The organism is Alteromonas sp. KUL106, assembly GCF_009811415.1.
GTDB lineage: Bacteria > Pseudomonadota > Gammaproteobacteria > Enterobacterales > Alteromonadaceae > Alteromonas.
The window spans coordinates 25,641-49,554 of record NZ_BLIG01000041.1; the positions used below are offsets into that span (position 1 = coordinate 25,641).

General features: G+C 44.9%; 16 protein-coding genes. 11 read left to right on the forward strand and 5 right to left on the reverse strand.

Going from position 1 to position 23,914, the window contains the following annotated elements:
- Positions 1-29 precede the first annotated feature (29 nt).
- Positions 30-1,517, reverse strand: coding sequence for a RimK family protein (locus GVO63_RS14520; protein WP_159580833.1), 1,488 nt, complete (start codon positions 1,515-1,517; stop codon positions 30-32).
- A 251-nt stretch (positions 1,518-1,768) separates the two neighbouring features.
- On the opposite strand from GVO63_RS14520, the gene GVO63_RS14525 reads away from it, so the two are divergent.
- Entirely contained in the window at positions 1,769-2,737 is a 969-nt protein-coding gene (locus GVO63_RS14525) for a calcium/sodium antiporter (protein WP_159494416.1), read from the forward strand.
- A gap of 119 nt (positions 2,738-2,856) precedes the next feature.
- Here GVO63_RS14525 and GVO63_RS14530 read toward each other — a convergent pair whose 3' ends face one another.
- A complete protein-coding gene (locus tag GVO63_RS14530) occupies positions 2,857-3,345 on the reverse strand; it encodes a hypothetical protein (protein ID WP_159580835.1) in 489 nt (162 codons plus the stop codon).
- A 376-nt stretch (positions 3,346-3,721) separates the two neighbouring features.
- On the opposite strand from GVO63_RS14530, the gene asnS reads away from it, so the two are divergent.
- Positions 3,722-5,119: an asparagine--tRNA ligase gene (asnS, locus tag GVO63_RS14535; protein WP_159494414.1), complete on the forward strand. Its 1,398-nt coding sequence runs from the start codon at positions 3,722-3,724 to the stop codon at positions 5,117-5,119.
- A gap of 110 nt (positions 5,120-5,229) precedes the next feature.
- On the opposite strand, the gene GVO63_RS14540 is transcribed toward asnS, so the two are convergent.
- Positions 5,230-6,108, reverse strand: a complete 879-nt coding sequence (locus GVO63_RS14540; protein WP_236552167.1) for a hypothetical protein — start codon at positions 6,106-6,108, stop codon at positions 5,230-5,232.
- 297 nt (positions 6,109-6,405) lie between these two features.
- Between GVO63_RS14540 and GVO63_RS14545 the strand changes: the two genes are divergently transcribed.
- From GVO63_RS14545 to GVO63_RS14575, 7 genes are all read left to right on the forward strand, one after another.
- Positions 6,406-7,548 carry a paraquat-inducible protein A gene (locus GVO63_RS14545; RefSeq protein ID WP_159494413.1) on the forward strand — a complete coding sequence of 381 codons (1,143 nt, stop codon included), beginning with the start codon at positions 6,406-6,408 and terminating at the stop codon, positions 7,546-7,548.
- On the forward strand, positions 7,545-9,197 hold the full coding sequence (pqiB, locus tag GVO63_RS14550) for an intermembrane transport protein PqiB (RefSeq protein WP_159494412.1): 1,653 nt from the start codon (positions 7,545-7,547) through the stop codon (positions 9,195-9,197). Before GVO63_RS14545 ends, pqiB begins: the two co-directional genes overlap by 4 nt.
- A gap of 282 nt (positions 9,198-9,479) precedes the next feature.
- A complete protein-coding gene (locus GVO63_RS14555; RefSeq protein ID WP_268891653.1) occupies positions 9,480-9,995 on the forward strand; it encodes a membrane integrity-associated transporter subunit PqiC in 516 nt (171 codons plus the stop codon).
- A 12-nt stretch (positions 9,996-10,007) separates the two neighbouring features.
- Positions 10,008-11,138, forward strand: coding sequence for a diguanylate cyclase (locus GVO63_RS14560; RefSeq protein WP_159580838.1), 1,131 nt, complete (start codon positions 10,008-10,010; stop codon positions 11,136-11,138).
- Positions 11,139-11,257: 119 nt separating this feature from the next.
- The gene (locus GVO63_RS14565) at positions 11,258-12,406 is read left to right on the forward strand and encodes an efflux RND transporter periplasmic adaptor subunit (RefSeq protein WP_159580840.1); all 1,149 of its coding nucleotides are present in this window, start codon (positions 11,258-11,260) and stop codon (positions 12,404-12,406) included.
- A gap of 9 nt (positions 12,407-12,415) precedes the next feature.
- Positions 12,416-15,595, forward strand: a complete 3,180-nt coding sequence (locus GVO63_RS14570) for an efflux RND transporter permease subunit (RefSeq protein ID WP_159580842.1) — start codon at positions 12,416-12,418, stop codon at positions 15,593-15,595.
- 89 nt (positions 15,596-15,684) lie between these two features.
- The gene (locus GVO63_RS14575) at positions 15,685-16,173 is read left to right on the forward strand and encodes a GNAT family N-acetyltransferase (protein ID WP_159580844.1); all 489 of its coding nucleotides are present in this window, start codon (positions 15,685-15,687) and stop codon (positions 16,171-16,173) included.
- A gap of 163 nt (positions 16,174-16,336) precedes the next feature.
- Here the strand turns inward: GVO63_RS14575 and GVO63_RS14580 are convergent, their stop codons facing one another.
- A complete protein-coding gene (locus tag GVO63_RS14580) occupies positions 16,337-18,430 on the reverse strand; it encodes a TonB-dependent siderophore receptor (RefSeq protein WP_159580846.1) in 2,094 nt (697 codons plus the stop codon).
- A 487-nt stretch (positions 18,431-18,917) separates the two neighbouring features.
- Complete coding sequence (locus tag GVO63_RS14585) at positions 18,918-19,532, reverse strand: TetR/AcrR family transcriptional regulator (RefSeq protein ID WP_159494405.1); 615 nt, start codon at positions 19,530-19,532, stop codon at positions 18,918-18,920.
- Between the two features lie 215 nt (positions 19,533-19,747).
- Here GVO63_RS14585 and GVO63_RS14590 point away from each other — a divergent pair, with 215 nt between their 5' ends.
- A complete protein-coding gene (locus GVO63_RS14590; RefSeq protein WP_159580868.1) occupies positions 19,748-20,830 on the forward strand; it encodes an efflux RND transporter periplasmic adaptor subunit in 1,083 nt (360 codons plus the stop codon).
- Between the two features lie 3 nt (positions 20,831-20,833).
- Entirely contained in the window at positions 20,834-23,875 is a 3,042-nt protein-coding gene (locus GVO63_RS14595; RefSeq protein ID WP_159580848.1) for an efflux RND transporter permease subunit, read from the forward strand.
- Positions 23,876-23,914 lie beyond the last annotated feature (39 nt).

Genomic DNA, 23,914 nt, shown 5'->3' on the forward strand with positions numbered 1-23,914 from the left:
CTCTGTACTCACTGCTTCAGCCGATGGTATCATCGCCCTCTTTGCTCCAACCTGTCAGCAAATTCCTGCATGATAAGTTCATACAACTCTTTGCCTAAATATTTATCTTCAACCCCAGAATCGATACTTGGGTTGTCATTCACTTCAATGACATAAACGGCGTTGCCCGTTTGCTTTATGTCTACCCCATAGAGACCATCGCCAACGGCTTTGGCTGCTTTAATCGCTGCTTGTAAAACTGGCTTCGGTACTTCAAAAGTTGGCATTGTGGCAAATCCACCCGATGAGAACCGATCACCTTGGTGGTTATAAATTTGCCAGTGATTGCGCACCATAAAATATTGGCATGCATAGATCGGTTTTCCACCTAGTACGCCAATCCGCCAGTCGAATTCAGTAAAGATATACTCTTGCACTAATACCAAAGCCGATTCAGCCAACATCTGTTCTAATCGGGTTTTTAACGCTTCTTTGCTTTCTGCTTTATGCACACCGCGCGAAAATGAGCTTTCAGGTAGCTTCAATACCAACGGAAGGCCAAAATCAGCAATCAGTTTTTCACACACTTCATCCGTCGCACTTGATACGAAGGTCGCTTTGGGTGCAGGCACCTTTTGATAGGCAAAGGCATCTTGCAAATACACCTTGTTACAGCAACGCAAAATTGACTGTGTATCATCCATCACTACGATACCCTCGCGCTCAGCGGCTCGAGCCAGGCGATATGTGTGATGATCAATTGCGGTCGTTTCACGAATGAATAATGCGTCGTAGTACCCTAACTCTTCTTGCGTCAGGCGACTTACCACATCCGCACGAAAACCAACTTTTTCAGCCGCTTTTACAAAGTTCTTTATCGCCCGTTCGTCGCTAGGCGGGGTACTTTCCTCAGGGTTGACCAAAATAGCCATATCCCAGCGAGTACGTTTACTGGTTTTACCCGCTTTCCATTGAATTTTTGTGTGTGCTTCCAATTGTTCAATAAATCGCGTCTGTTGCGTGGCGTCTAAATCTTTAAACGCTTTTGCTTGCACACTAGCAAAGCCTTCTACCTGTACTTTTCCATTATTTTTTGGCGACATTTTGGTATCGGTTACTGTTGGACTCAAAACCAAAACAGGGTACGGGTATTTTTCAAATGCTTGACGCGCTAACCGTTTAAAGCGCTGATCTTTCACTTCACCAAATAGTACTAATAAAGGCTCGTCAGCAATTTCGGTATTATCCTGTGCAACAGAGAGCGAGAAAACAATACGGTCAATACTTTTCTCTTCCGCCATCCGCAAGTCGTTGATGGTATTGACAGACGGTAAGACTGAGTGATTACGTGCTTGAGCCAAAAGCGAACAATAGTAACCCTCGCTCAAATAGCGTGTAGTATCGCAGATATTAATTACCCGCGTTTTAGGCTCGTTCAGCTTCGGGAACTCTGCAAGGTAATCTTGAAAAGTGAGCACGGTTAAAGCTGTGTTACGAAAAGGAGTAACATCATCAGTAACAATCAATGTATTGTGCATGTATATCGCTTCTAAAAAATGTGTGGTTAGTTACAATGAATGGCGTGTTTGCTTAACTTACAAACACAGTGATAGTGACACTGAGTTTACGCTCAACTCATTTTTTTCAAAGCAGATTTAGCACGGCTTTTTTTCATCGTTAAGACAACAAAAACTTATGTGCTAATAAATCTATCGAAACAGCTTTTAATTAGTAAGTTCGCCTACACATAGAGGTGGGCTGTAAGACATAAATGGTTTAAGGAGTACGTATGCTATTGGCCAGCTTGGCTATTCTGATTGGATTGCCGGTTTTATTATGGAGTGCTGGAAAGTTCGTGGGTGGAGCAGCATCTGTGGCTAACCATTTTGGTTTATCACCTCTTCTCATTGGTATGCTCATCATCGGGTTCGGCACTTCGGCCCCTGAAATCATCGTCTCAGTTTTTGCCGCCATCCAAGGTAACTCTGGTATAGCGTTGGGCAATGCCTACGGCTCAAACACGGCTAACATTCTTTTGATATTGGGCCTGACCGCGCTAATCAGTCCTATTGCGGTTAAATCTGAAATCATTAAAAAAGAATTGCCCGTACTATTAGGTATTACGTTCTTTGCCGTGTGGCAGATTTGGGATCTAAACGTTTCTAAAGACGATGCATTTTCACTGCTTGGCTTATTTGTCTTGTTGATTTCATGGAGTGTATATCACGGTATGAAAGGTGACAAAGACGCGCTTGCCGATGAATACAACGAAGAAATTAATAGTAACGAAGGTACTGTTAAAACACATGTAATGTGGTTAATTGCAGGCTTACTCTTACTTGTTGCGAGTTCTCGCATGTTGGTTTGGGGAGCGGTAGAAGTCGCCACGTTCTTTGGTGTAAGCGACACCATTATTGGCCTTACTATTATTGCCATCGGTACCTCTTTGCCTGAACTAGCGTCCTCATTGATGGCCGTTAAAAAAGGTGAGCATGACCTCGCGATTGGTAACGTAATCGGTTCCAATATGTTTAACACGCTAGCCGTGGTCGGTATCGCGGGAACAATACAACCTATGGCGGTAGCGTCAGACTTTTTATATCGCGATGCCATGGTAATGTTCGCCTCTTCGGTCGCGCTATTTATTTTCTGTATAGGTATCAAAGGTCAAGGGCGCCTGAACCGCTTAGAAGGTGGTGCATTTGTATTAGCTTATGCGGCCTATACGTATTGGCTTATACAGGCTGCCTTTGTTTAATCGTTTGACTTGATAATGCGGTAAACAAGTCTATCAAAATGAATTGCGGCTTGGTTTTTAGGCCCAGCCGCTTCAGTTTCGATAGCCCAGTCAAAGAGAAACAAGCCGAATGACTCCCGTTACAGCCCTATTGTTGTAGCGATAGTGATTAAGCTGATAGCGACGATAGCGAACAAAATGAAAAGGTTAATCCCAAAATTGTCTGAGCGGCGACGATTTCTTCGGGCGCGCATGATGATACTTATCAGGGTAACAACCAGACATATTTGCAGCATAATAGTCATGGCAGAAAGGTGATTTTCAGACCATGATGTATCACCCTTTATTCCCCAATACTGTTGAACACCGCTGATAAAATCTGGCCTTGCGTAGTGGAACAAAATGAGCACGACCACCAAACTCACCCACCCTACAATGTTTAGCCCCAACATAATTTTAAAAAATGGAGTTTGCGCTCTGGGTGTGGAGCGTCGCTCGGCAAGCTGTTCGTAGGTCATCTTACTTTTCCTACTCTCATCGTCCGCAGTAGTGCTTTGATCGGCTTTTGAACCGCCGTGCGCCTGTGGTGAATTTTGCACTGGCGTGCATGAATCATTTTTATTTCCCATTTGTCACTCTGTTCTCTGGCATCCCGCATTTTGTTGGGTATACTAGCGTGCTATTGGATTGTATTTTATTGCTTATTTATACATCACTTTAGCATATTGCGGTCGATACATAGCAAATAGCATTCGGTAAGTGGTTGAACGTTCGACAGGTATTCTATGAACGTTTTTGCGTTGCTACCGACGGCCACAAGATTCGCTAGCGTCTTAACGACTTACAGCGCTGCTGGTTGTAGCTACTTATCGGCACAACAATCCAAAACATTGACTAATAAACAATTTTATAAGCATTTAATTGTTAATCGTTAAATGCAAGATGCTATTGAGCAAGACTCAATAGCAAGTAACTGCATAAAATCAGTAAGACGGAGAAATTAACATGACGCATGCGCCCGTAGTTGACGTACTTAAAGGAAAGTACGCTGTTGGCGATTCGGTAACCGTAAAGGGTTGGGTAAGAACACGCCGCGACTCTAAAGCGGGGTTATCTTTTATTGCACTGCACGACGGTAGTTGCTTCGATCCTGTTCAAGTCATTGCGCTAAATTCTCTGTCAAATTATGCTGACATTCAGCGCCTTACCGCAGGTTGCTCTTTGTCAGTAACGGGCACAGTGAAAGAGTCGCAAGGCCAAGGTCAAGCACTTGAAATTGACGCGACCGATGTTGAAATTTTGGGATGGGTAGAAAACCCTGATACGTACCCAATGGCTGCTAAACGCCACAGCATTGAGTACCTTCGCGAATATGCGCACCTTCGCCCACGCACGAACGTTATTGGCGCGGTAACTCGGGTTCGTAACTGTTTGTCGCAGGCTATTCACCGCTTCTTCCACGAGAAAGGTTATTTCTGGATCTCTACGCCAATTCTAACGGCTAGCGATACTGAAGGTGCAGGTGAAATGTTCCGCGTATCAACTCTTGATATGATGAATCTTCCGCGCGACGACAAAGGCAATGTTGACTATTCAGAAGATTTCTTCGGCAAAGAAACCTACCTTACGGTATCAGGTCAGCTTAACGTTGAAACTTACTGTACGGCTATGTCTAAGGTGTACACCTTCGGCCCTACGTTCCGTGCAGAGAACTCAAACACATCTCGTCACCTTGCCGAGTTTTGGATGATTGAACCTGAAGTGGCGTTTGCTGAACTAAAAGATGTCGCCCAGCTAGCTGAAGACATGCTGAAATATGTATGTAAGGCCGTGCTTGAGGAGCTGCCTGATGACATGGCGTTTTTCGCTGAGCGTATCAAGAAAGACGCCATTGAGCGCTTGGAAAAGCTAGTCAGCTCTGATTTTGTTCGCATGGACTACACTGACGCTATCGAGATTCTGCAGAACTGCGGCAAAGAATTCGAATTCCCTGTTGAATGGGGTATCGATTTATCTTCTGAGCACGAGCGCTATCTTGCAGAAGAGCATGTGGGTGCGCCAATTATCATGCAGAACTACCCGAAAGACATTAAAGCGTTCTACATGCGCATTAACGATGACGGTAAAACAGTTGCAGCTATGGATGTACTTGCGCCTGGTATCGGTGAGATTATTGGTGGTTCACAGCGTGAAGAACGCCTAGACGTTTTCGATGCACGCCTTGACGAAATGGGACTGTCGAAAGAAGACTATGCATGGTATCGCGACCTTCGTCGCTACGGCACCGTGCCTCACTCAGGTTTTGGCCTAGGTTTCGAGCGTCTTGTAGCCTACGTAACCGGCATGCAAAACGTGCGTGACGTTATTCCGTTCCCGCGTACGCCGGGTAACGCAAGCTTCTAAGTCACTCTACAGAGATTGCGCTAGCGCAATTGGATAAAGAAAAAGCCTGCCCTCAAGCGATTGTCGGCAGGCTTTCTTTTACTGTTAACTACAGAGATAATATCTTTACTTTAGGGAATAACACTCACGCCAATAGCCGCTGAACGACAAGGTAAAACCAAATACTCATAGTCGCCTTCATTCTCAACGGATTGCGTTATTTGCAAAATTTCATAATCATTCAGTTCAATAACCCGCGTACCTTCAGGATGAGCACAGCGGGAGCGCGTGTCTGCCTCAAACTCATAGATAAAACTGGCCAGTGCTTGACGTTGCGTCTTTTTATAATCAATGCTTTTTTGTTTTGCATTTTCTAACAGTGCCGTTAAGTCTTTTTCAAGTGCAGAAATATCTTCAGTTTGCTCATCGGTAAGTTGTGCACCTTCATTGTTAAGCGGGCTTTCCATGGCCTCTTCTATGGTAATTAACGGATTGGCGCTATTACCACTAAACTCAGAAAGTAGCCCCACCTGCCCGGCTAATACGCCCAGTTGCAGTGCTACACCTAGCGTCCACACAAAGCGCGCTATGGCAGTGGATAACACAAAACGATAGCCTGTTTGATGCCATAAGCGTTGAACACCGAACGGCTTCAACAATAATAAAAAAAACAGATAAACAAAGATAAGCAGCATTCCACTAACAAGCGCCATCAATGTAGTCACAAAAAACCAGCTAGGCACCATAAGGATCAGTGCAAAGTTATGGCTGTAGGGTAACGCACTTGCAGAAACGCCCGTGATGCTATTCACTAAACCACTCGCAGAAGCTAGCGCAAAGTTAGCAATAATGGCATAAATAAACAGAATGATGGCTTTGCCAGGTAAACTGTTCCAAAGTGCCATAAACTTTGGCCAGACTTCGGAAATAATACCGGTTAGCGCAAAGCCAAACATCACCGCTTCGAACAAGCCGTTTCCAATACCAAAAAAAAGTTGTATCAAAAGCATCCCCGTTGCTAAAAAATAACAACGTTGGGCAAAGGTTATACTCAGCCAAAAACGCAAAAAACCAATGCGTTTTTTCTGCAACACTCGACGTCCTTGCCTTGCAATTTTTCCACGCAAACCGCTAATTTTGTTTGTCAATTCCATCATTTAACCGTCAATTTTTATTGTTATACTTCTAAATACGACTGGCTTTACTTCCCGACGTGCTCGCAATGCGCTATCCTGTTGATTCTAAAAAATCAACAGGTTATATCTACAGGCTGCTTTCCAGCATACTCAAAGTAGCGCGAAAACCTTATGGCTGAATCTAATACCTTATCTATAGTTTGTGAGCAATGCCATACCAAGGTTCACATTCCCGCCCTAGCACATAGACAACGGGCTGTGTGCCCTGTATGCAACCACACCTTATTATCTTACCGCAATGGGGCAAGCGAAAAGTTACTCGCCTACACAACCAGTGCTCTTATTTTTTTATTGCTCTCGCTACCATTTAACTTTTTAACGTTTAAGGCAAGTGGGCAAAAACACAGTATCGACCTACCCACGGGCATAACCGTTCTTATCGAGCACGACTATTTGTCGCTCGCCATAATTACAAGTTTAGCGACGCTTCTATTACCTGGCATAGTACTCGCTGGAATGCTTCTACTCTCACTTGCTCAGATTCAAAATCGCCAGCCGTTTTATTTGCCCAGATTACTGCGATTAGTGAAAGCGCTATTACCATGGAGTATGGCTGAAATTTTTCTCGTTGGTACGTTGGTTAGCCTTATCAAAATAACGGAGCTTGCCGATGTGTCAATAGGACTGTCATTTTATGCATTTATCGGTTTTTCAGCGTTTACAGCACTTTGCATATCTCAGTTTGATGCCACTCGCTATGCAATGTGGCTATCTCAGGGAGTACCACCACAGCCAAAACCCTTGAGTGAGGCACAGGCGAGAGTGAGTATTCAGCGCACCTGGGCGCTACTGCTTACCGCCTGCATTTTATATATCCCTGCCAACGTACTTCCTATTATGTACACTGAATTCTTCGGACAAGAAACACCCAATACGATTATTGGCGGGGTGATCTCCCTTTGGGAGTCGGGTTCATACCCGGTTGCCCTTATTATTCTTATTGCCAGTGTCATTGTACCTGTCGCAAAAATTATTATTCTTGCTTGGCTTAACTTCTCAGTTCAGCGAGAGAAAACCACTTCGAAACAATTACGTATACGTTATTATCGTATTACTGAAGCAATAGGTCGCTGGTCGATGATAGATGTTTTCGTTGTGGCAGTGCTGGTGTCCCTTATTCAAATGGGAAACACCATGTCTATTTATCCGGGCCAGGCGGCACTCGCCTTTTGTGCCGTAGTATTTGTAACAATGATAGCCGCGATGACCTTTGATTCGAGGCTAATTTGGCAGCAGTGGAAGCAATTAACATGACCGCAAACGATCCGAATATCAACGAAGCCAAGGTGAAGCCGACCTCGTCAGTCTCACGCATTTGGATTATTCCCATTTTGGTTATTATCATCGGCGGCTGGATGGTGTACTACCAGTGGAAAAATCAAGGTCCACTTATCACTATCGAGCTTCACTCCGCTGCGGGCATTGAAGTTAATAAAACGCCAATTAAAGTGCGAGACTTAGACGTTGGCCAAGTTAAGAAAATCACCCTAAAACCGGATCTAGACGGGGTGCTGGTTACAGCGAGAATTGATGCGAGTGCAGCTCATTTGCTAAACGAAAATGCCAAATTTTGGGTTGTTGCTCCTCGGATTAGTTTCTCCGAAGTGTCTGGTCTTAATACTCTGCTGTCCGGCAGCTATATTGCTATGTCGGCTAATGACAAAGGCAAAGAGCAGCTTCATTTCACCGCGCTTGAACGACCGCCCGTTACCCCTCCAGGCACTCCAGGTCTGCACGTCATGTTAAAGAGTGACGATGAATTTGCGTATAAACCCGGCGATCCAATTATCTATAAAGGTTTCAAAGTTGGCGAATTTGAAGACGCGACCTTCAATATAGAAGAGCGCGTGGTGTACTACGATGCATTTATTGAAGCGCCATACCATAAGCTAATCACTAACACGACGCGTTTTTGGGACGTCAGTGGCGTAAAACTGCTGCTTGAGTCGAATGGAGTCAGTGTAGAAACAGGGAGTTTAGAAACTCTGCTAGCCAACGGCATTACCTTCGGTATTCCAGAAGGCGTACCGAAAGGCGAGCAGGTGTTAGATAACGCATTTTTCACCATTTATGGAGACAGCGCTTCTGCTTCTGATGCCCGCTATAAAGTAGCCGCAGAATACCTGTTGCTAATTGATGAGAGCGTGCGAGGGCTAACTGTGGGCGCACCTGTTGAATATCGTGGCATTGAAATTGGCAATGTCACGGCAATAAACTCCTTTCCAGCGGTCGAAGGAAACATCCTCGAACGCGACTACCCTATTCCAGTCCTTATTAATATTTATCCTGGGAAAGCACGACAGCCAGATACGGAAGAAGGGCTCAGCGCGATTAAACAAACCATTCGAAACTGGTTAAATCGGGATCTCCGAGCCTCTCTGCGCATGGGCAATATTTTAACCGGCGGCTTATACGTTGATTTGCAGCACGTGCCTGATGCCGGCAGTAGTGGACGAATTAATGTCATTAATGGCTATGAAGTTATTCCAACGGTGAGCAATGAGTTTACTCAGTTGACCCAAAAGGCCGACGCTATACTCGACAAAATTAATCAGCTTCCTCTCAAAGAGATGGTAGAAAATGTGCAACTTGCCGTTGAAGACATGCGCTTAGCGGCCGAGTCGGTGGAAACGGCCAGCAGTGACTTTGACCTACTTATTGCTGACATTGATGCAAAAGCACTGAACAGTAACCTCAATCAAGTGCTCATCAGCCTTGATGGATTGCTCAAAAACTACAGTGAGGGTGGTTTTAATCAATCTGAAATTAAAGAAACCGTAGATGCGCTTCAAGAAACGATGAGAAGTATGCAACCCCTGTTGTTAAAACTCAATCAATCACCCAATAGCTTAATTTTCTCACAAGACAGTGAAGCAGATATTCAGCCTAAAGCTAAGAACTAAATAGGCATGTTTTTAATAGAAGGTAAATTTTTTGAACGCATTTAGTATAAAAAGTGTTTATAATTCATACTTCGTTGCTGCCTCACAGAATACGCATACACTGTGTTTACGCTATCGTTTATTGTGAGAAAGTGTGACGGCGATATAAAGTATTATCTAGAATACATCCAGACGTCAGGGATGAAGGATCTAAATCGAATGACAATGCAGTTTGTGACACGACTCGCGTATTTAAAAAATAAAACGTTGAGATTCAGCACTTTATCAGTCTTATTTTTATTAATGCAGTCATGCAGTTCAGCACCCTCTTCGCTAAATTACTACCTGCTCCATTCAACAGATAGCGTGCCATTGACACAAAACAGCGTCCAACGCACGCTTGTGTTAGATAAAATAACGCTACCAGAATATCTAAAGCACAAAGGGTTGGTGTACCAGACAAGTGACACCAGCTTACACATCTCAACGGCTCATTTGTGGGCTGAGCCAATGGATGAAGGATTGAGTAAGGTCCTTTCAAGCGCACTAGCGGACAAACAAATTTTACTCCAGCGTGGTGATCAGCTCTCAGATGAAGAAGCGACCCACATCACATTGCATATTGACGATTTCATTAGTACCTATAAGGGAGACGTCGTGTTCTCCGGCCAATACACTGTGAGTAGCGTACAAAAAGGCACGTCTATTCATTCCTTTAAATTCAAGGCGCCGATAGAAAATGATGGTTTTTCATCAAGTATACAAGCAATGAGAAATACCATTGCGCAATTAGCTCAACACCTCAGCCAGACGTTTTAGAGCTTTACCTTTATGTTCAGTACTTTCAAGCAGTATGTGTTTAGCGGTGTAAGTCGTCACTACAAAGACGAAACCAACCGACGGATTATGGTTGTCAATTTATTTGCTGCTGTAGGCATGTCTATTACTTTTCTGCTTGGTTGTCGAGCCTTTATAGCGGCTGAATACCCGCTTTCTACTACCCTTTTCACCGCCAGCGTTGTCTTTGCCATATCACAGCGGTTACAGGTTCGTGTTCCTACAGCAAGCGCCCGCACTGCGTCTATCACCTTATTAATTCTCTGTCTCATGGTGCTCACGCTACTGCTTTTAATAACGGGTGGTAAAGATAATACAGGCCCTTTATGGATATACCTTGTACCTCCTGTCACTATGTTTTTTGCAGGGTTTGTTCGTGGACTACTTTCACTTATTGCGTTTACCTTAGTTAGCGCAATAGTGTTGTTCGGCTTTGATGAGGCAATACTGTTCACACAATATACCTATGCGTTTAAAACGCGCCTGCTCTACTCTTTTATGACAGTGTCTTTTTTATCTGCTTTTTACGAGTACAGTCGTCAGAAAAGCTACGATACTGCGCTTTATTTAAGCGAACAGTTTGAGCGACAAGCAAAGCACGATCATCTAACGCAGTTATTGAATCGACGTGGTGCACAACAATGCTTGGACCGTGAATACGCAAGAATAGTGCGTAACAAAAGTAAATTCTCCATTGCTATTGCCGATATTGATCGCTTCAAAAGTATTAATGATTCTTTAGGCCACGAGCAAGGTGACGAAGTACTGGTGCAGATTTCGAAAGTGTTTACCACCCGTCTCCGCGCCCAAGATATATTGGCGCGTTGGGGCGGTGAAGAATTTATGTTTATCTTCAATGATACCAATGAGTCCGATGCGATAGAGGCACTTGAGCAAATCAGAGAAACGTTAAATGGAGCGCCTCTGAATATCAAGGGTCATGAGTTTCATGTCACAGCCAGCTTTGGAGTGAGTGAAGTGACGCCAGATATCGATATATCTACTGCTATCCGACGTGCCGACAAAGCACTCTACTATTCAAAGGATAATGGTAGAGACCAAGTTTGTGCTATTTCCACAATTGACCCACCTTCTTCACTTACCAAGCAAAGCTCTTCGTTGTAACAACACGCATCATCATCTTTACACTATATTGACTCACGTTTCGTTACATTTGCGCTGTATTACTGAAACACTTTAGCGATACACTATACGTAGTATTCGCTTTAAAAGTAGACTTAGCTATGAAATGGATGAAAGTTGCATTGCCAATCGGTGTTTTGTTAGTTGGCTATATTGGTATGAAAGGAATCGAAGCTTCAGCATCTGACTCTGCTATCACAGAGGAAGTAGACACACGCCCTACTGTAACCATTGAGGCTTTATCACCAGAAGATGTTCGCGTTCAGTTAACGTCTTATGGCGAAATAACCCCACTCGAAACGACTAACCTCGCAGCCCAAGTATCGGGTGAAGTTCAGCGATGGAACCCCAAATTCGTAAGCGGCGGACTGGTGAGACGCGGTGAAACGCTTTTTGAAATAGAAGCAGATGCTTACGAAGCTGCACTTTTGATGGCCGAAGCGAACTTGGCAAGTGCACAAGCACAGCTAATTCAAGAACAAGCGCAAGCGGATGTGGCGGCAAAAGAAGCGAAAACAATGCCCAATGCACGGGTGACCGATCTCTACCTTCGCAAGCCCCAAGTTATGAGCGCACAGGCCGCACTTAAATCCGCTGAAGCACAGCTTAAAATTGCTCAACGTGATCTGGAAAATTGTAAGGTGAAAGCCCCTTACGACGCGTTAGTCGTGGCAAGAAATATCAGTACCGGTGACTACGTGACTCAGGGTACCCCAGTTGCGGTTATTAACAGCATCGAATATGCGGAAGTGACTTTCCCAGTTGCCGGATTTGACCGCGTTTTCTTGGCAGATAATACCATTGGCAGCGAAATCGCTATTGAGGTAGACGATATTAAAGGCGCAACGGTCAAGGGCACGATCCACAGAGATACCGGCGTGGTAGACAATACTACCCGCATGAGCTATTTCGTGGCACGTATTGAAGATCCGTACGCCATAAACTCATCTAAACCCATCATAAAATTTGGCTCATACAGCACGATTGCGTTTGAAGGTAAGACACTCAGTGATGTCTATCGTGTGCCTCAAGAGTTGGTCACGAATCGCTTACTTTGGACCCTTGACGATGAAGACAGACTAAAATCGCAAAAAGTAAGGGTTGTGAGAGAGGAGAATGGTGACTTTCTTATTCAAGGTGAGTTTAACGCGAGTAAGGTCGTGATGAGTCTACCTGAGTACCCACAAGACGGTATGCCTGTGAAGGTGATTGAAACAACGAACGAACTTGTGACGGCTAAGGCAAACTAAGGAGCTGTCATGGAAAATCACAATAACACGCAAAACGGTATTATAGCTTGGTTTGCAAGAAATTCAGTTGCGGCCAACTTACTCATGTTTTTCATTATAGTCATGGGTATTGCCAGCTATTTTACTATTCAACGTCAGATGTTTCCGAACATCGAAATTAACTACATAACCATTGACGCAACCTATCCTGGCGCATCACCTCAAGAAATTGAAGAAAGTATTTTCATCAAAGTTGAAGAAGCCGTAAAAGATATCACCGAGATTAAGCGCATAGTATCCAGAGCATTTCGAGGTGGTGGTGCGGTTACCTTAGAAATAGACACTAAAGCCGAACTTACCGACGTACTGGACAAGGTAAAATTACGCGTAGACGGTATAGCTACCTTCCCTGCTGGGATGGAGCCCGTTAACGTGTCGCAAGTCGAGTTTCAACAGCAAGTTATTGAAATGCCGATTGTGGGTGATTTACCTCTGTCTGAATTGAAAGTGTTAGCCAAAGAGGTTGAAGATGAGCTTTTGCAGTTAGGCTCAATCTCTCTCGTTGAAGCCAATACGCCGGATGATGAAATTGCTATTGAAATTAAACCGGATACGCTCAGAAAATATGGACTCACCATTGGCGACGTAACGCAGGCCATTAATAACTATTCAGCGAATATCTCTGCAGGCCAACTCAGAACGAATGCCGGCATAGTATCTGTGCGTGTTGAAAACCAATATTACAGCGGCGACGAATTCAAACAGATCCCGATTAAAATTGGTGAAGGCGGTGCGAAAGTGACCTTGGGTGATGTCGCCTCAATAAACGATGGTTTTGTCGAGGGCGAGCGCTACTTCAAATACAATGGTATGAACGCCATTTACATTGCGGTTAAGGCGACAAAAACCCAGAACACCATTCCCGTTGCAGAAACTGTCAAAACCTATATCGAGCAGAAGAATGAAACGCTTCCTCAAGGCGTAAGTTTAGAGGTTTTGGTGGATATGACGTACTACCTTAACGCGCGTTTGGACATGATGCTGTCTAACCTCGTTCAAGGCTCAATTCTTGTCGCTCTGATGCTTACCCTATTCCTTCGCTTTAGATTGGCTGTTTGGGTAATGGTTGGGCTACCCGTGTGCTTCCTAGGCGCCATGATGCTGATGCCAATATTTGGTGTCAGTATTAATATTCTGTCGCTTTTTGCCTTTATCATGGTGTTGGGTATTGTGGTTGACGATGCCATAGTGATAGGTGAAAGCGCCTACACTGAAATTGAAAGTAAAGGTGGCGGCGTAGATAATGTGGTGAGAGGCGCCAAGCGCGTAGCAACGCCTGCAACATTTGGTGTTTTGACCACAATCGCCGTGTTTGCGCCATTTACACTAAGCAGTGGCCCGGAAGGTGAATTCTTCTACAATATCGCGGTCGTGGTTATTCTATGCTTGGCATTTAGCTTGATAGAGTCAAAGCTGATATTACCTGCTCACCTCGCTCACACTAAATTTTCACCCGTTAAGCAAGACAGTTGGCGTGCCCGTTTTAACAAAGGTTTCTTTGCATTTGTAAATGGCCCATACAAGCGCACCGTTATTAAAGCTATTGAATGGCGATGGGCGGTATTGATGATGTTTATTGCTATGTTAATGCTAAGTATGGGGCTTATCGCGGCTAATTACGTTCGTATGGTGCCAAATCCGAAGGTGCCTCATGACTTTCCTAGCGTAAAAATAGAAATGAATGAGAACGTGTCTGACTTGGCAACCATCAATGCACTAAAAATTGTAGAGCAAACGATACTGGATGTTGAAGAGCAAATCATTGATGAATTTGGCCAAGGCATGATCAGAGACCGACTCGCCTTCAACGATGACAGAACCGAAGGCCGTATCTTAACGCCACTGGTTAACGAAGAAGACCGACCAATAGATACTTTTGAGTTAGCCCGCCGCTGGCGCGAAGCCATTCCTGAGATTAGCGGCATGAAATCGTTCACCGTGGTTGACGATGTTAACGGTGATGGCGATGACGGCGAGTTTGGCTATCTATTGTTTGGTTCTGACATCGATACCCTCAATGCTGCAGGCCTTAAATTTATCGAAATGCTGCAACAGCAAGAAGGCCTATTTGACGTAAGTTCTACTATTGATCCACCCAGCAAAGAAGTTCAGATGACCCTACTTCCAGTTGCCTACGATTTAGGGCTTACGCTTTCTAATATTGCATCGCAGGTAGGGGCTGGATTTTATGGCGGTGAAGCACAACGGGTTATTCGCAACGGTGAAGAAGTGAAAGTGATGGTTCGCTACCCTGAACTTACCCGTGAACGTTTTGCAGACTTGAAGTATTCACTGATCACAACGCCTAGCGGAAAAGAAGTATTGCTGGGTGACGTCGTGGCATTGGAAGAAAAACCAGGAATTAGCTACATTCGTCGTGAAGGTGGATACCGCAGTGTTTATATCTGGGGCAATATCGATGAAGAAAAGGTCGAGCCGAATGAGGTAGTCACGGAAATTAAGGACAAACTTCTTCCTAAACTGAAAGAGTCTTTCCCATCGGTAATGACTGAACTCGGTGGCGATATTGAAGAGCAGCAAGCACAGCAAAATGAGCAGATCTTGTTTTTCTTAGCCGCTATGATCATGGTGTATATCCTCCTTGCCGTCCCTTTGAAAAGTTACGGGCAGCCGCTCATTATCATGTCGGTAATACCGTTTAGCTTTACAGGTGCGGTATTCGGTCACTTTGTACTGGGCTTAGACCTCTCTATGATGTCTAATTTTGGCCTGATTGCCGCAGCAGGCGTGGTGATCAATGATTCTTTGGTGATGACGGACTTTGTCAATCAGCGCCGTAAACAAGGCTACAGTGTGAGAGAGGCTGTAACAGAAGCAGGTACGGCACGTTTTAGAGCAATAACCCTTACATCTATCACTACCTTTGTTGGCGTGTTGCCAATTATGTTTGAAACCAGTCTGCAGGCTGCGTTTGTTGTCCCTATGGCAGCTGCGCTTGGTTTTGCCGTGCTTTACGCCACGCTTGTCACACTGATTTTGGTACCTTGCTTGTACTTGATTCTGCTTGATTTACGCATTCCATTTACGTTTATTAAAAGCAAAATAGGGCGTACAAAGTCTGATAGCGGCGCGTCAAATAGCGGTAGTCCCAGCACGCACTCGCCCCAACCAAGCAGTTCAATTGACTAGCCTTTTCAGCGGGTGATATAAACAAGCACTATTACGTAAAAATGGGCCGGTAAAGGCTCATTTTTTTAATGTATTGAAAGGAAAATACAATGAGTAGTTCAATTTCGATAAGACCGGCAATGCCGGAAGATATATCGCAAATCCGCCAGTTCATTTTAGAACTCGCCATTTATGAAAAGGCAGAACACGAAGTAAAGGCCTCTGAAGAAGCTCTGTTAAACACTTTGTTTGGCGAGGGCGCAACAGCACACTGCGTTATTTGCGAAAATAACCGCTCACCGATTGGCTTTGCCGTGTACTTTTTTAACTATTCAACCTGGCAAGGGCGCAATGGACTTTATCTTGAAGATCTTTATGTATCGCCCACCTCTCGCGGTCTTGGCGCCGGTAAATTACTGCTTCAACATCTGGCTAAAATAGCAGTAGAAAACGACTGCGGTCGGTTCGAGTGGAGCGTACTAGATTGGAACAAGCCTGCCATTGACTTTTACGAGTCGCTAGGTGCTAAACCTAAAAGCGAATGGTTGGGATACCGCATGGATGGACAGACACTTATCGATTTTGCGACACAAGGCTAGTCTTTAGGTTGCTGAACGGTTAAATGCCACAAAATTAAGGAAAGAAAGCCATCGCAGCAGGTATCTGCAGTCCAATTATCGTACTTATCGCTATTTTGCTCCAAAAAAGCCATTCGCATACACGAATGGCTTTTTATCAAAAAACGAAATGTGGCGGCTTTACTTAGAAAGAACCAATGAGTGAAAGACGCGCACTGATCGGCGCACCGACGGTTGCTTGGTGCGTAGAGTGCGCATTCGGGAAATAAAGCGTATCAGTCAGGTTTTCAACATTTAACTGTATACGCGTTTTATCACTCAGTGCGTAGTACGCTGATGCATCAACCCGTGTGTAGCTTGGCAGCACAGGAGAATCTTCACCAGTAACCACGAAGCTCTCGTCCTGATAGGTCGCTCCAATACCAAAGCCAAACACATCGCTTACTTCATACGTGGTCCACACTGACATGGTATTCTCTGGTAGCTCACGAAGCGCCACGCCGCTAGCATCCTCGCCGTCAAGGTTGCTGTAGTTGGCGGTAATGTGCCATTTATCTGTGAGGTAACTTTGAAGCTGAATTTCAAAACCCGATATGTCTGAATTCACTTCAATAAAGCGTTCGACGTCGTTCGGGTCGTTGTCGAGTGACGTCTGTTCGTTTTCAAAGATAGCCGCTGTAAAGCTCATGCTGTCGTTGAAGTCCCACTTAATACCAATTTCTTGGTTTGTGAACGTATCTGGGTCAAGCGCATTTGCATCGCCATTAATGTTTGCATACTGTTCGCCACTGCGCGGCAGGAATGATTCACTGTAGCTCGCATAAATTGAGATATTCTCTTGTGGCTTGTATACAAGACCTGCACGTGGAGAAACCTGTTCGTCTTTTCTGTTACGGGTTTCAAGGGCCACCGCGTTAAACACTTCAATGTCGAAGCTATCGAAACGCGCACCTAAAACAAGGTCGAAATTCTTTGATAACGCAATTTCGTCTTGTACATAGAATGAGTACACATCTAAATCTACGCGCGTGTCGTCATTGATGTCGCTAAAAGTCGCCGTAGTCGTAACGCCAGCGCTTGTAGTTCCTGTCAGGCCACGAAAATCGAGAGGACGAGAAATATCGAACACCTCTTGGTCATTTCTTAAACTGCTATTTCCCGCACGCGTATCAAACACAGGGTTAAAACGGTCTTGGTTTGATTTAGTATTAATCACCTCACCACCAAAAATAACCGTGTGCTCAATACTACCCGTTGAAAACTCACCGACTAAGTTAGACGATAAAATAAGGTTTTCACGTTGGGTATTGTCTACATAGCCATCCAATGTGACTTGGTTAGCATCAGCGTCGTAGCCTGCTGCATAAAAGTTTGCATAAACTTTATCGTAATCGCCGTAAAACGCGTTGAAATTACCTTTCAGGTTGTCAGAGAAGGTATGTTCAACGTTAGCACGGAACACGTCTGCACCTAAGGTTTGATAATTGTTTTCAGGATCACCAAATACAATGTCTTCAAACGCTTCAACAGGCTCTCCGTTGGCAGTCGGAACACCGCGGTCAATAAAACGCTCGTGATCGATGTATTCATAAGACAGGTCTACGATGGTGTCGTCGCTCACTTCAAAGCGCGCCGTTGGGTTGAAACCGTAGCGATCGCCATAGAAAAAGTCACGATGGTTATCCAGACTCTCGTACATGGCGTTAATGCGAAGCGCTGACTTGTCGCCCGTATCTACGTTTGTATCTAACTGAAGGTTATACGCACCAAACGTGTTTGCAGATACATTGTAGTCAACGAATTTCTCACCCGTTTTAGCCTTTTTAGATACGCGGTTTAAGATACCACCTGTACCGCCACGGCCGAATAATAGAGCGTTTGGCCCGCGAAGAATTTCAACTTGTTCAATGTTGTAGAGCGCACGGTAATACTGCACGTCGTCGCGGTTACCGTCTAAATAAAAGTCTGCCGTTGAGCGCACACCACGAAATACCACAGAATCACGATGTCCTTCACCTTGAGAGGTATTGACGCCAGGAGTGTAATCGATAATTTGACCAACGCTAGTAATACCACGAGCAGTAATTTCTTCAGCCGTCATGATCGATAAGCTTTGCGGCACATCGATAATAGGCGTTGGGCTTTTTATCGAGTTTGACTGGTTCACAGAAAGGTACTTACCTTCCACCGTCAGTCGCTCTATATCTTCCATGTCAACAGCAAATACAGCCGGGCTCAAAACTATCGCAGTAGCAATACTCGTAAGTTTGAATTTCAAAATTGCTCTCCAAGTGTTCTCTAAAGTGTTGTGTGTTCTTTCTACAACTATATAAATCTTATTATTTACTGAGCATTTGACATCGCTTCTAATTGCGCCTGCAATTGCAAATAATAATAGTTGTCATTTGTGATGGGATGATATAGAAAATTTTCGAAGATGACGAGCCCTGGAACAGAAAAATTTAAAAGCTCTTTATAATTTTTCTTAATTTAATTGATACAGAGCGACTAGATGGTGAAAATTCAAACAAAACCATCGATAGCGTTACTTTATTTTTTATTTATTGGCGATGCTGTTTAATACTAATCCGCATAGATAATTAAAAGAGAGAGCGAATAAGTGAGTGGGTATAAACCAGACTGCGTAACCGCCAAGCGGAACGTATTTTAAGAAGCCCAAGTGAGAGTCAATGGATACAAGAACACATTGACGTCTGGGAAGCTACCCTATGACTGACACAGGACAATATAAGCTTTGAAGATCACTACGCTAGCGCGTAACGGCTCGTTATAAGTGCCACGATATTTTCGGCAATACTGCGCTTGTCGTTGTGGCTCAATTCGTTATCAATCTTAAAGAGCTGCGGCCAAAAGCACTGCCCTTTTACAAGACTGTCGATTTCATCAACAACACGGCTCAGGTCATCATAGTCAACCTTATTATCTGCCTTCGCGGCTTTTAGCCAGCGGTGCAAGGCTGTTTCTTGTGCCCTTAGCTGAGCCACTTCGTCTTTTAGCTTATCAGGCTCGTAGAAGAAATGCCCTATTGCAACCCTCGCTATATCTAAATGCGCCTCAGTAACGATAAACTCGATATCTTGCAGCACTAACTCACAAAGCTGTTCCGATAAATCGCGAGACGAGTCGTATTCAACCGTTATGCTTAGCTTTGCTTCTTCAAACTGCTTAGTTATGAGATGCATCACCAAATCTTCTTTAGTAGCGAAATGATTGTACACCGTGCGCTTAGACACATTCGCTAATTCAGCAAGTTTATCCATGCTGGTACCGTTTACCCCATACTCCTGAAAAGCCTGAGTTGCAGCCTGAATGATAGCTTCGCGTTTTACGTCACTTCGCGTACGTGTATTGCCGGTCATAATAGTGATCTCGTATTAAGGTGCCTTCATTTTACACCGTGCAGTTTACTTTTCAATGCGACCGCACTAAAATGCACTCACCAGTTTACTTTGATATTTGAGAGCGTTGAGCTTTCTCTAAAGTACTCATATTTAGGGACTTGCATAAGCGAATGCCTAGATACATAAGCCTTGAACTTTATTTACCTGACAATGGATGACATACACCTATGTCTATGATGCGATTTTCTCACATACTGTTTTTGAGCGTTTTATCGGTTTCAACCCTAACTGCTTGTTCTCAAAAAGAGCCTGTCGAGCAACAAGTAAAGACTGAACCACGCTACGTTAAACTTGCTACGGTCAGCAATATTCCAGACTTTGACGAATTTACCTTCCCGGCCGTTGTGTCGGCGGTGAAGACTGTAGATTTAAGCTTCGAAGTTTCAGGTCGACTTATTCAAACTGACTTGGTGACCGGCAGTGACATCAACAAAGGAAAATTACTCGCTACTATCGATCGTAAACCATTTGAACGTCGCGTCGACGAATCAAAGACTCGCCTCGATCAAGCCAAACGCGAACTCGATAGAATTGAGAAAATGTTTGCACAAAAATTAGTTGCACAAAGCTCTCTTGATACCGCAAAAACATCCTATGAACTGGCGGTTATCGACTTAAAGAATGCAGAGCAAGATTTAAGCTACACACAGCTTTATGCCCCCTTTGACGCAAAGGTGTCTCAACGTCTTGTTGAAAACAACAGCTTTGTTGCCGCAGGTACACCGATTGCCCGCCTGCAGGATGTCTCTAAAATCTACTTCAATATCAATGTTCCTGAGCGCCTGCTTACCGCTAATATTGGTCGTGGCATCAAACAGGCCAGCGCCACGTTGGCCACCAATCGTAGCCAGTGGTACCCCGTGAATTATGTAGAGCACTCCACTCAACCTGATCCTGTGTCCCAAACCTATGAAGTAGTATTTGCTATGGAACCTCGCGAAGAACTACCGTTAACACCCGGCGCCCGCGCAGTGGTAAAAGTCAGTCTTCAAGGCAGTCTATATCCAGAGGGCTTTGTTGTACCGGTAAGATCGCTTGTAGGAGACGAAGCCTCGGGCTTCGCGGTGTGGGTATATAACGATGAAACAAATGTGGTGAACAAGCAAGCTGTCAATGTTAAGCACATTCAAAATGAGCTAGCGATCATTGAAGGTAAGCGCCAAGGCGACATCATACTTGGCCAGCAGGTGGTTGCTGCTGGAGCAACACAAATGCGTGCAGACATGAAAGTGCTTCCTTACAAGGGAGAGAAGTAATATATGGATATTGCACGCTATTCAATTGATAAGCCTGTCAACATTTGGCTAATGGTCGTCATCCTGCTCTTAGGCGGCATTTTGGCTATGAGCAAAATTGGCCGCTTAGAAGACCCCGCGTTTACCATTAAACAGGTAAAGGTATACACCAATTATCCTGGAGCAAGCGCTGAAAAAGTGGAGCGTGAAGTTACCGAGCGCTTAGAAATTGCCATTCAACAAATGCCGCAGTTAAAAGAAGTAACGTCAATTTCCTCGCCGGGCCTGTCTGAAATAACGGTCGAAGTTAAAAGTACTTACGATAGTAATCTGTTGCCGCAGATCTGGGATGAGTTGAGAAAGCGACTTCGCGACACGGCCAACTCATTGCCAACGGGGGCACAAGACCCCGTAGTCTTTGATGATTTTGGTGACGTTTACGGGCTCTATTATGCGTTGAGCGCACCCGATTTTGATACCCGAGAACTTAGAGAATTTGCACGCATTATTCGACGCGATTTACTTACCACTGAAGGTGTAGCAAAAGTAAACGTGACTGGCGTCCAAAAAGAACAAATAGTGGCTTATATCAACCCCTATCAACTAGCCGGTTTAGGCATTTCCTTTCCTGATCTCGCGGCCCTTTTTGAAGATAATTTACGCCCCTTTAACGGCGGCCGAATTAAAGTTGACGAGAAAAACGTGCGCCTTATCGTAGAGCGCGCGCCGGATAGGCTTGAAGAGATTTCTAACCTTTCTGTAGTAGTGCCGGGGACAAACCGTTCCCTCAGGGTTGCTGATATTGCCACGTTACAGTTAGAGCCGGCCGACATTCAGCCCGTGCGTGTGCGCTATAACGGCGAAGAAGCATTAACGCTTTCTGTATCGGCGTTGACCGACGTTAATATTGTTGATGTGGGCAAGCGCGTTAACGCCAAAGTGGAGAAGCTACTCCAAGAGTTGCCTGTTGGTATTACGCTTACACCTATTTACGATCAAGCCTCGGTGGTTGATGAGTCGGTAACCGGCTTTATCAATAATCTCGTCATGTCAGTCGCCGTTGTTACTTTAACCCTCTGTTTGTTCATGGGATGGCGCTCAGGTGTGGTAGTTGGCTCAGTGCTTCTTGTTACCGTGCTAGGTACTATCCTTGTTATGTGGCTCATGGATATTCAGCTTCAGCGAATATCCCTTGGTGCTATGGTTATTGCCATGGGCATGCTGGTCGATAACGCTATTGTGGTTGCCGAAGGTATGATGCTGCGCATGGCCACAGGCTCTACAGCTAAAGAATCTGCTAGCTTTATTGTCAAGCGAACCCAATGGCCTCTACTTGGCGCAACCGTTATTGGTATTGCGGCGTTTTCAGGCATCGGTCTTTCAAACGATGCCACCGGCGAGTTTCTTTACTCGTTATTTGCCGTCGTGTTGGTTTCTCTAATGATAAGTTGGGTATTAGCGGTCACCTTGGTGCCAGTGCTAGGCGCGTATTTCTACCGCAAAGGTATGGGTCAGACTGCAGGCAACGAACTCTCAGCATCGCAGCGCTGGTTTAAGCGTACATTGCTTGGCGCACTTAAACTTCGCTGGGTAACCATTGGTGTATTGTTTGTTATTACCATTATGGCCTACGGAAGCTTTGGCATGGTAAAACAAGGGTTCTTCCCGCCGTCAAACGCGCCGCTATTTTTTGTTCACTACTGGGGCCCCCAGGATAGAGATATTCGCGCTACAGAAGTCATCGCAAAAGAAGTAGAAGCGCGCATTTTAGACATGGAAAACGTAACGGCTGTCACTACCTTTATTGGGCAAGGTGCTGACCGGTTTACCCTCACCTATGCGCCTAAAAGCGCTAACGAAAACTATGCTTTTTTCATGGTTCGCGCGAATGAACTCGACAAGATCCCGGCTATCCAAAATGCCCTTTCAGAGAAGCTTACCGACCTAGACTTTGACGCGAGCTTTTATATGGAGCGCATGCAGTTTGGGCCTGGTTCGGGGGCTAAATTAGAAGCCCGTTTCTCGGGCCCTGATACCGAGGTGCTTCGCGAACTTGCCGATAAAGCGAAAGCCCTGCTTTTTGCTGACGGACAAGTAAAAGATGTACGTCACAACTGGCGCGAAAAAGGCTTTGCCATTAACACCCAGTTTGACAATTACAACGCGGGCATTGCCGGTGTATCACATAACGACTTTAGCCAAACGATTCAATACGCAAGTAGCGGTGTTCGACTCGGTACGGTGCAAGATGGTGACTATGCCTACAACATCATTGCGAAGATGGGTAAAGCAGAAGATACCGAGCTTCAATCAATACGCGAATCGCAAGTGTGGTCTACACAGCAGCGCCAGTACGTGCCTTTCACACAGGTATCGCAAGGTTTGGAGCTTATGACTGAAGAAATGCGTATACATCGTCTCAATCGCGTTCGCACCATCACGGTAGAAGCCGAACCCGGTGACCATGAAACTGCCGCCAAAGCGTTGGCGAGAATTCGCCCGCTTATCGAAAAGATTGAGCTGCCTGCAGGTTATTCACTGGAATGGGGCGGCGAATTCGAAAGCTCTAGCGACGCACAAAAAGCGCTGGGAGCAGGCTTACCTGCTGGCTTCTTGGTGATGTTCATTATCTCAGTATTGCTTTTTGGTCACGCTCGTCAGCCGTTGATTATTTGGCTTGTGGTGCCAATGGCTATTGTTGGTGTAGTCACCGGCTTACTGGGTACTGATATGCCGTTTGGCTTCATGTCGCTTCTGGGTTTTTTGAGCTTGTTCGGTATGCTTATAAAAAATGCCATTGTACTGATTGAAGAAATTGATCTTCAAATAGAAGAAGGTCTAGCCATTCGACAAGCGATTGTCGACGCTACCATCAGCCGTGTTCGCCCTGTATCACTTGCTGCGGTTACTACTATTTTAGGGATGGCGCCGCTGCTGTTCGACGCTTTTTTTGCCGACATGGCAGTGACTATTATGGGCGGTTTGGCCTTTGCCACGGTACTTACCCTTATCGCTGTACCCGTGCTTTACAGCCTGCTGTTTAGGGTTAGCTATCGCAAACGCTAACGCTTGCTCAGACTCGGCCTCTCTGCTGGAATTTTCACA